The sequence below is a fragment of the Streptococcus infantis genome, from assembly GCF_047465035.1.
Classification (GTDB): Bacteria; Bacillota; Bacilli; order Lactobacillales; family Streptococcaceae; genus Streptococcus; species Streptococcus infantis_T.
Map to the genome: position 1 here is coordinate 1 of NZ_JASHAQ010000059.1, position 557 is coordinate 557.

The 557-nt window shown below is 40.2% G+C and carries 1 pseudogene; it reads left to right on the top strand.

The window, feature by feature from the left end:
* Positions 1-557, top strand: a pseudogene (locus QM406_RS10080) (hypothetical protein); the annotation flags it as partial.

The window sequence follows — 557 nt, forward strand, 5'->3', positions numbered from 1 at the left end:
TAAAGTACCAGCTCTTACTCCAGTAGTAGATCCTAACAACTTGACAGATGCAGAAAAAGCTAAAGTAGCTGAAGAAGTTAAGAAAGCTAACCCAACTGCGACAGATGTTAAAGTTAACAATGACGGATCAGTATCTGTAACTTACCCAGATGGATCAGTGGCGACATTAACACCAGTGAAGACAGTTAAAGAGTCTGAAGCAAATGGAGCTAAAGTACCAGCTCTTACTCCAGTAGTAGATCCTAACAACTTGACAGATGCAGAAAAAGCTAAAGTAGCTGAAGAAGTTAAGAAAGCTAACCCAACTGCGACAGATGTTAAAGTTAACAATGACGGATCAGTATCTGTAACTTACCCAGATGGATCAGTGGCAACATTAACACCAGCGAAGACAGTTAAAGAGTCTGAAGCAAATGGAGCTAAAGTACCGGCTCTTACTCCAGTAGTAGATCCTAACAACTTGACAGATGCAGAAAAAGCTAAAGTAGCTGAAGAAGTTAAGAAAGCTAACCCAACTGCGACAGATGTTAAAGTTAACAATGACGGATCAGTATCTG